At 67.2% G+C, this 8160-nt stretch carries 9 protein-coding genes; 5 read left to right on the top strand and 4 right to left on the bottom strand.

Annotation, left to right across the window (positions count from 1 at the left end; all coding sequences use genetic code 11):
- From LBC97_00470 to LBC97_00460, 3 genes are all read left to right on the top strand, one after another.
- Positions 1 to 1050, top strand: a 1050-nt coding sequence (locus LBC97_00470) for a hypothetical protein (protein ID MDR2564534.1), incomplete at its 5' end; no start/stop codon positions are given.
- Between the two features lie 123 nt (positions 1051 to 1173).
- Positions 1174 to 1344, top strand: a complete 171-nt coding sequence (locus LBC97_00465) for a hypothetical protein (protein ID MDR2564533.1) — start codon at positions 1174 to 1176, stop codon at positions 1342 to 1344.
- Positions 1341 to 3179, top strand: coding sequence for a glycosyltransferase (locus LBC97_00460; protein MDR2564532.1), 1839 nt, complete (start codon positions 1341 to 1343; stop codon positions 3177 to 3179). The genes LBC97_00465 and LBC97_00460 overlap by 4 nt, the downstream gene beginning before the upstream one ends.
- Here the strand turns inward: LBC97_00460 and LBC97_00455 are convergent.
- Complete coding sequence (locus tag LBC97_00455) at positions 3152 to 3310, bottom strand: hypothetical protein (protein MDR2564531.1); 159 nt, start codon at positions 3308 to 3310, stop codon at positions 3152 to 3154. The genes LBC97_00460 and LBC97_00455 overlap by 28 nt on opposite strands.
- 431 nt (positions 3311 to 3741) lie before the next feature.
- Between LBC97_00455 and LBC97_00450 the strand changes: the two genes are divergently transcribed.
- Positions 3742 to 4146: a hypothetical protein gene (locus tag LBC97_00450; GenBank protein MDR2564530.1), complete on the top strand. Its 405-nt coding sequence runs from the start codon at positions 3742 to 3744 to the stop codon at positions 4144 to 4146.
- A 52-nt stretch (positions 4147 to 4198) separates the two neighbouring features.
- On the opposite strand, the gene LBC97_00445 is transcribed toward LBC97_00450, so the two are convergent.
- The 3 genes from LBC97_00445 to LBC97_00435 all read right to left on the bottom strand — a co-directional run bounded on the left by LBC97_00445 (position 4199) and on the right by LBC97_00435 (position 5788).
- A complete protein-coding gene (locus tag LBC97_00445; protein ID MDR2564529.1) occupies positions 4199 to 4660 on the bottom strand; it encodes a hypothetical protein in 462 nt (153 codons plus the stop codon).
- A 392-nt stretch (positions 4661 to 5052) separates the two neighbouring features.
- Positions 5053 to 5529, bottom strand: coding sequence for a type II toxin-antitoxin system VapC family toxin (locus tag LBC97_00440; protein MDR2564528.1), 477 nt, complete (start codon positions 5527 to 5529; stop codon positions 5053 to 5055).
- Positions 5530 to 5536: 7 nt separating this feature from the next.
- Entirely contained in the window at positions 5537 to 5788 is a 252-nt protein-coding gene (locus LBC97_00435; GenBank protein ID MDR2564527.1) for a type II toxin-antitoxin system prevent-host-death family antitoxin, read from the bottom strand.
- A 669-nt stretch (positions 5789 to 6457) separates the two neighbouring features.
- Between LBC97_00435 and LBC97_00430 the strand changes: the two genes are divergently transcribed.
- The coding region (locus LBC97_00430) for a serine hydrolase (protein MDR2564526.1) at positions 6458 to 8160 on the top strand (1703 nt) is incomplete at its 3' end.

The following is an 8160-nucleotide window of genomic DNA, read 5'->3' as shown; positions in this document are numbered from 1 at the left end:
GTTTCCGTGGCGCACGCCACGTCAGAGGCGGACGTGATCGCGCAACTGCCGGACACGACCACGGTGACAGACTCCGAAGGCGGCGTCCACCAAGTCGCCTTGAACTGGTCCGTCCCCGGATATGACCGCCTCACGCCGGGTGCCTACACCGCCGAGGGCGCCTTCCTGCTGCCCCAGGGCGTGACGCAATCCTCGCCGCTGACGCCCCTGACGGTGGAGGCGCAAATCGAGGTCCGGGAGCCGGTGACCATGACAACACCCGTGCTTGGCGGCAACGCCAAAGTGGGCGGCACGCTCACGTTGACGGTGTCGGCCCCGTCTGACGCGACCTTGACCTACCAGTGGTTCAGGGGCACCCGCTACCTTTCGACGGTTCAGGGGACCTCCTACACCCTCCAGGCGGCGGACGCCAACCAAGACATCTCGGTGAAGGTGACGGCAGCGAGGGCGGGTGACGCGTCGCTGGTGAAGTACTCGAACCACGTCATTGTGGCAGACCAGATCACCGTCCAGGCCAAGTCGCTGCCAGCGACGGCCGCCGTCGGTGATACTGTCGCGCTGACGCTGGCTCATACGCCGACGGACGCCTCTCGCTCCATCCAATGGTTCCGGGGGACGGCCGCGATAGCGGGCGCCACCGGCCTCTCCTACACCCTGACCGCCGCAGATTCGGGCCAAGACCTGGTGGCCAAGATCACCTTGTCGAAGACCGGCTACGATCCGGTGACCCACTACTCGACGCACTTGCTCGTGTCGGGGCCGCCCGCGCCGTCGGTCAAGTCGGCCACCCTCGCGCCGGCTGGGGCTCATCCGGGTGGGACGCTGACCGTCGCCCTCGATTACACTCCGTCCACCGCGAACGTCACATACCAGTGGTATCAAGGCATCTCACTGCTGCGATCGAACAACCAGCCGGTGACCAGCGCCGCATACACCCTGACGTCGGCGGACATCGGCAAAGATCTGGTGGTCAAGGTGACTGTGACGGCGGACGGCTTCGCGCCGATCGTGCGGTACACCAACCACGTGATAGTGACGCCGGCGGGGTAAGTCGCGGGTCGGCGTTGACTCCAGCACCGCGCGCGGCGGGCGGCCGAATGAGACCAGACGGTCGCCCGCCTGCGGTGCCTGGTGTTGGCCGGCCAGTTGACCGGGAAAGAGAGGAGCCCCGGAATGTATGAGGATTCACCCTTGTTGCCGATCGGCGGCGGGGCGCTGCTAGCTGGGACCGGAGCCGTCACCGTCGAGGTGTGGTGGCTGTCGGTGGTGGCGGTGGCCGCAGGCTTGGGCGCGGTGGCGCTGTCGCGCCTGATCCGGCGGCCCAAAATCAACCGCGAGCCGTGAAGCCGGGAGGCTGGCTGGTCCTGATCGGGACCACCGTCGGCCTGGTCTTGATGTGGGGCCGGGCCGGCGGCCCCACCTGGTACGGGGTGGCGGCCGTCAGCCTTTTCGCGGCCCGTTTGCTGATGGTGGGCAGACACCGCCCGGCCACCGCCCAGTCCGTCGGCCGACCGGTCGACAAGCTCAAAATCGGCGTTGCCATCCCCGTCTTCAACGAAGACCCCGCCATGCTGGCCGCCTGCTTGGAGTCCATTCTGGGCCAAACCCGCAGAGTGCACTCCGTGGCCGTTGTGGACGACTGCTCCAACACCACAGCGGCCTTCGAGGAGGCCAACAGATGGCGTGAGCGTTTCGAGCGCAACGGGATCGGGCTGGTGGTTGTCCGGCAGCCGGTCAACCGCGGCAAGCGGCACGCCCTCATGGTCGCTTTGGACATGCAGCCGGGGATCGACGCTCTGCTCGGCGTCGACTCGGACACGGTGCTGGAACGCCGGGCCGTGAGCGAAATCGTGGTGCCGTTCGGCAATCCGTCCACCACGGTCGCAACCGGCCTGGTCTTGGCCCTGAACTACCGCCGAAACCTGCTGACCCGGCTGATCGACTTGCGCTACTCTCAGTCCTTCCTGTTCGACCGGGCAGCCTACTCGTCGTTCGGGTCGGTGCTTTGCGCCTGCGGCTCGCTGGCCCTGTACCGGGTCGACATCCTGGCCCGCTACCGCCACGACTTCCTGACCCAGACCTTCATGGGCCGCCCCGCGATCTTCGGTGACGACCGTCGGCTGACGAACTACTGCCTGCTCGAAGGGCGGGCGGTCCTGCAGGAATCCGCCATCGCGTACACCGCCGTGCCAGAGCGCATGGGCCACTTCGTCAGGCAGCAGATCCGCTGGAACAAGTCCTTCTTCCGGGAGTCGCTGTGGGTGCTCCGGGCCATGCCCGTATCCAAGCCCGCGTTCTGGCTGACCTTCGTCGAGTTGGGCTCATGGATAGTCTTCACCGTCGCCTTGGTGACGGGGCTGGCCATCAGGCCGCTGGTGACCGCCAGATTCGCCCTCGGCGCCTACCTGGTCTACTTGGCACTGTTGGCATGGGCCCGCTCATTCCGCTACGTCGATCTGACGGGATCGCGGCCAACGCGGCGCGACCGGCTCATCGGGTTCGCCATCGCCCCGCTCTACGGGATCCTCCACGTCGGCTTCCTGGTCTGGCTGCGCTTCTACTCCCTGGCCACGTTGAGAGGCGGCGACTGGGGCACCCGCCGGAAGGTGGAAGTCGTCATCGGAAACGCCGGTGGGCAGTTCCGGCCTGACCGCCGCTCGCCTCGTCACGTCGCCAGCCGGTCGGCGGCCAGGCTCAATCGGGGGGCCCCCGGTTTTGCCTCTCCGCGTACGATGCCGTCTGTCAGACCCGGGGACCGCCGCCTGGCGTCAGCGCGGCGCCGCCGGTCCGCCCCGCCGAGCCGAAGACGGCATCGGCTGCCCGGTTGGCGCGCCTGGACGGCTGTGGTCGGATTGGCGGCGACGCTCGTCTTGGCCGCATGCGGCGCCAACCCGACCGGCGGGAAGCTGGACGGTTCTGCGACGAGTCCCATCGCGCCAACTGACGGCAGGGCGCCACAGGCCACGGCCGAGTTCAAGGCCCAGGCCGAGCGGGAGGTGGCGGAATCCAACCGCTGGGCGGCTTGCGCGCGCCGCGACGGATGGCCGGGGCGTCGGCCGACGAGAAGCCACGTCGCCGCAACACGGCCTGGCCGACTATGCCTGGCGGTGGAGCGCCTGGACGGCGTGCTTGAGGCAGAGGCGAACCGCTGTCACCCCTCGCGCAGCAGCATGGTCTGATCGCCGACCGCCGGTTCAACGTTCGACGGACCCGCGCCTTCTCCGGGACCCGAAATCAGAGAAACGCTGGTGTCGGACACCAGCACCTCAGCGATCGCCAACGGGGCGCCGTCGACAACGAAGAAGGCCATTCTCAAGCTCCCCGATTGCGGCTTCAGCGCTTTCCGAGCTCCCCGTCGGAAAGGTCGTTCAACAGCCCAATGAGCGGGAACAGAGCGAGCACCGAGGCCACGATGACCGTGATCAAAACTGGCGTCTTCAGGCGTCGCTTGCGACGCGCTTGGTGACCCGGATCTTGGGGGGAAAGCAGGGTAGGTGCCCGGCGGATAGGTGCCCGGCTGGTAAGGATGATGCTATCTGCGGATACGGGGAACGGGGTCTGTTCGCTGCAGACAAGAACGGCGCCTGCTCCCTGGCACGGAGGAAGACCCGCCGGCTGCGCCTTTGCCGATTCGGCCTCCGCGTTTTGTCCAGTCTGTGCATCGCGGTTTGTCCGGTTCACGGGTCGCGTTTTGTCCGGTTCGCGGGTCGCGTTTTCTCCAGTTCAGCCCCTGCGGCGAACTTGTCCGCCATTGCCGGCGGCCCGGTCCCGTTGCGCGCTGACGAATACCAGCGCGTGCCGGAGATCCCCGACGCCATCAAAGCCCGGCTCAATCGCGCGGGCACCCGGCCCGGTCTGGCGGTTCTCACAGGTTCCACCCGCCAGGACGCCCAATCGCTTACTCAACCCGTAGACTGCGGCCCCGACCTGGTGGTCGAATTCGATGACGATCAGGTGCTGGCCTTTGAGCTCAGGGCCAGCGAAAGGGCGGCTGGCCCGGCCACCGCGGGGCTTCGCGAACTGAGGGACCTGCGGGGAGACTGTTTCATCGCGGGGGTGGTGCTGACGACCGGGCGGCGTTCCTACACTTGCGAAGACCGAATCCACGTCATGCCGCTGGACCGCCTCTGGCGACCGGTCGGGTAGAAGCCCGTGCGCGCGGGACCATCCACTTGGCCAGAGCGCCTGTGACGTCTTCTCATCCTTGCGGGAGGCTAAGGTTGTGGACCTTCCAGCCCGCAGCGGACCAGAGTTCGGCGTCAAGCACGCCGTACGCGTCAACGATGGTGCGAGTCGAAGTCCATTTCGACAACTGGTTCGGGTCGAGTCTCCGGTCCCAACCGCGTTCCGCCGCAGCCAGCAGCACCACGTCGGCTTCTTCGACCGCTTGCTCCACTGTTGGCACGCACTCCAGTTCCGGATGCGCGCTCCCGTGGGATTCCGCCCCTTGAGGCACAACGGCGCGGACGAAGGCTCCTCCTTCGGGGTGCAGGGCAAGGGCCGATGCCACCATGACAGCAGGGCTGGTGCCGATGCCGTTGGGCGCCAGCGCGGATGCGGGACCGAGCACGGCGACGTTGTAGTCCTGGACGGTGCCGCCCATGAACTCCACAAAGAGTTCGGCCACATGGTCGGGTGGCGAGCCATCCTTTTCGTTCATTTCTCCAAGCGTATTCGCCTGGGCGATGGCCCCGCCGTTGTGGACGGCGCAGCCGACGCAGCGATCAAAATGGCAGCAAGGGCGGGGTCGAAATGGGAGCGAAGTTCCAGACGGCGGTCGGCGGGGCCGTCACCGGCAGCCGTGTCGAAGGGAGGCCGGCGCGGGTCCAGGCTTGACGTTATGCGCATGCGGGCGTCTCGCCGGGCCCGTTCGGCCGGGTCTGCGGTGCCCTGAACGCCGAAGGCCAGTTCGCAGTAGGTAAGACTATCCGGGTATCTGCCAGCGTGACGTTTGGCAGTGCGATCAAGACCGAGGCGTCCGGGAAGATCATCGCTCGGCGTTCCCGAGGCCAGCGCCATGCCATGGGGCGCCGACGAGCGGGAATCGGCGTGTCAGGTTCCTTCGTGGGCTGGCGGCGAGGTCCGCACGCCCATCACCAGGCCGGTGGTGCCCGTCTCGGGGGCGCCGGGAACCTCCTCGTCGCGCGGAACCGTCACCGTGAGCGCATCGGCGGCGCGGTCAAGGCGGCGGTCGTTGGTCCAGAACTCGTCGCAGCCGGACACCAGCGCGGTGGCGAGGTGGAGCGCGTCGGGCGTTCTCAATCCGTGGGCGGCCCGCAGGCGCAGCGCCCGGTCGAACGCCTTGTCGGTGATCGGCAGCCAGCGGAATTGCGCAAGCGCGTCTTCATAACGCCGAGCCAGTTCGTCGTCGCCGCGCGCTACCGGTCGCACCAGGCACTCAAGGCGAACAAGGGGGCTGACGGCGAACTCGGCATCGACCCGTGCCGCCATGAGCGCGGACACGGCGCCGTGCCATTGCGGGTGCCGCTCCACCAGGTAGATCAAAACGCAGGTGTCACAGTAGATCACGGTTCCCTCAATCCCAGGCGGCGCGTTCGGCGGCGATTGTCGCGTCGAGTTCTTCGGGCGCCCGGCCCGGAACGGGGCCAGCCGAATTGAGCCATTTGAGTATGGCACCGCCCGTCCCATGGCCGGGAGGCGGATCCACGGGGACCAGGCGCACCTGGGGAACCCCCCGAGCGACCACCACCACGTCCTCGCCGGCTTTGGCCCGCTTGATCAGTTCCGAGAAGTTGTTCCGAGCTTCATAGATGCCGACCTTTGTCATGGCTCACCCCTAAAGTTGGCTAGTTCTCCTGGCTAGGATACTCAAAGAAGGCCGAACTGAACCAACTCGGCCCTCTTGAACGAACCACCACGAGGGCGGCCCGGCATGGCGAATCGCAGCCAGTTTCGGCGGTGCGGCAAGCAGTCCTCCGGGCGGACCGTCGCCCCGCCGCTTGGGAAGCCGGCAGGACCAGCCACCCGGCCTGGCATGAGCGTCGACGCGGGGCCCGCGACGAGTTCGAAGTCGTTTGGGTTGGAGGTCGCGAAGCCGGCGCCGAAAGCGTGGGCGTGGCCAGCCAACATGGCGTTCCGCGAGCGCGCGGGCCGCGCCGAACAGCAGACGCCGCCCCGCGCCTGGGATAATCGACGCCCATGGCCTCCACACCGGTCTTGACCAAGTTGCCCCCCGCCCAGCGCTCGGCCAGGTGCGCCAGCGACCGCCGGACGCGAACCGGACGGGTCGAAACCAGGTCCCGGGCCGGCTTCGCCCGCGTCGGCCCCGCAGATTGGGCCGAACCGCCAACGAGTCTGCGCGCATGGCCGCTCTTGGGAGTCCGGGACTCCGGCCAGGCCCGCCGCAGCCCTGTTGACCGAGCCAGCGCGGCCGCCTGAGGAGCCCCAGAAACCCCCGGCCATGGCTGCACCCAGACCGGCAAAGCGAGGCCCCGGAATGACTTCCCAGCGCAGGTTGGCCAAGGTCCTGACCTTGGCCCTGATCCTGTCGGCCGCGCCGGCGTGCACGGCGGCGGGGGACCCGCCCGACACTCTGACCGTTCATTTCCACGCCACCGTTGACCAGGCCCTTGGCGACCAAATCACCGCCCGAACCCTTGACGGGGAGCAGGCTGTACTGGTCGATGCCGGTTTCGACCAGTTTGGCAAGGTCTGGACCTTCTCCTTCGATTCCATCGCCCCGGGCGACCACATCGGCTTCACCAACGGCGAGGATTCGCTCTACCCAACCGACTTGCGCTACGTCAAGGCGACCGGTGCCGCGACAGAGGTCTGGCTGGTCGACGGCGATCCGCGCGTTTTCGACGAGCCAATTCTGGTCGACCGGGCGCAGGTGACCTCGCACAACGACGACGGCAAGGCCTACCTCCAACTGCAGGACCTGGCCGACTACCTGCCGGGGGTCGCCTTTGCGACCGGACGCAACGGTTACGAGTGGAAGGGGTTGGCCGCCAACACGGTCAACATCCTGACCGCCTATTACAAGGGCAACTGGGTTGAGATCGCGGTCGACCGAAACGAAGCGGCCTTCGCCCCGGCCGGCGCCGCGCCGACCAACCCTCTGTACAGGGACTGGTTCTATCAGCCGCTGACCGGCTATCGGGGAGCCGGCGCCTACGAGTATTACGCCAGCTTCGACTGGATTGACCGCATCTATTCGGTGGGGACCCTCGTGATCGGCGCCGCCGGCGGCGACGACCATTTCATCCTGCCCACGCTGGACGTGGTCTACGACCAAGTGATGCCGGCGGCGACCCCGGAATCGGTCGGTTTCGACTCCGCCCAGTTGGCCGCCGCGGACGCCTATCTGGAGGAGCTCGCCGCCACCACGGCCTACGGGGCCGATCCGGGCTGGTCTTCCATGACGGTCGGAATCGCCCGGCACGGGAAAGTGGTCATGGAGAAGGCCTACGGCTACAACAAGCAGTACGGCACAACCGCCGGCGGCGACGCCGCCCTTCTGCCCCGGGCTCAATGGCAGCCCACGTCCGTCGCGACTCTGTTCGACTTGGCGTCCAACACCAAGATGTACGCCACCAACTACGCCATCCAAAAGCTCGTCTCGGATGGCGAGTTGGCCATTGACGCCAAGCTGGCCGACATACCCGGCTTTGAGTGCTACTCGGACGCCTCCAACGTCTACTCGGGTTTCATGGATCAGACATGGGCGTCCGGTCTGGGCAAGGACACGGTCACCATCCGCGACCTGCTGGCACACGTCGCCGGCCAGGTCCCGGACCCGGCGTACGGCAACTATTCACGCGCGGGGGCCGGGCTGTGGTACCAGACCACCGATCACACGGACCGCGGGGGGATCATTGAAAAGATCTGCCAGACCCCGTTGCGGCGCGACCGCCACGGGACGCAAGAGTACTCAGACGTCGATTACATGGCTTTGGGGCTGGTGGTGGAACTAACCACCGGCCAGACTTTGGACCAATACCTGGAGGACGAGTTCTACGGGCCGTTGGGAATGACCCGAACGGCCTTCAACCCGCTTGCGAACGGGTTTGCCGCCGAAGACGTCGCCGCCACGGAGATCAACGGCAACACCCGCGACGGCCAAGTCAGCTTTGGCGAGAACCCGCCTGGAAGCCCGGTCTTCCTCCGCGACTACACCCTCCAGGGCGAGGTCCACGA

It is taken from the genome of Bifidobacteriaceae bacterium (genome assembly GCA_031281585.1).
Taxonomy (GTDB): domain Bacteria; phylum Actinomycetota; class Actinomycetes; order Actinomycetales; family WQXJ01; genus JAIRTF01.
This window is presented reverse-complemented; position numbering and strand designations above follow the sequence as displayed.

Bases quoted from the DNA above. Each gene is read 5' to 3' on its own strand.
- LBC97_00435 (MDR2564527.1), bottom strand. From the start codon at position 5,788: ATGACAAAGGTCGGCATCTATGAAGCTCGGAACAACTTCTCGGAACTG.
- LBC97_00445 (MDR2564529.1), bottom strand. From the start codon at position 4,660: ATGAACGAAAAGGATGGCTCGCCACCCGACCATGTGGCCGAACTCTTT.
- LBC97_00465 (MDR2564533.1), top strand. From the start codon at position 1,174: ATGTATGAGGATTCACCCTTGTTGCCGATCGGCGGCGGGGCGCTGCTA.
- LBC97_00455 (MDR2564531.1), bottom strand. From the start codon at position 3,310: ATGGCCTTCTTCGTTGTCGACGGCGCCCCGTTGGCGATCGCTGAGGTG.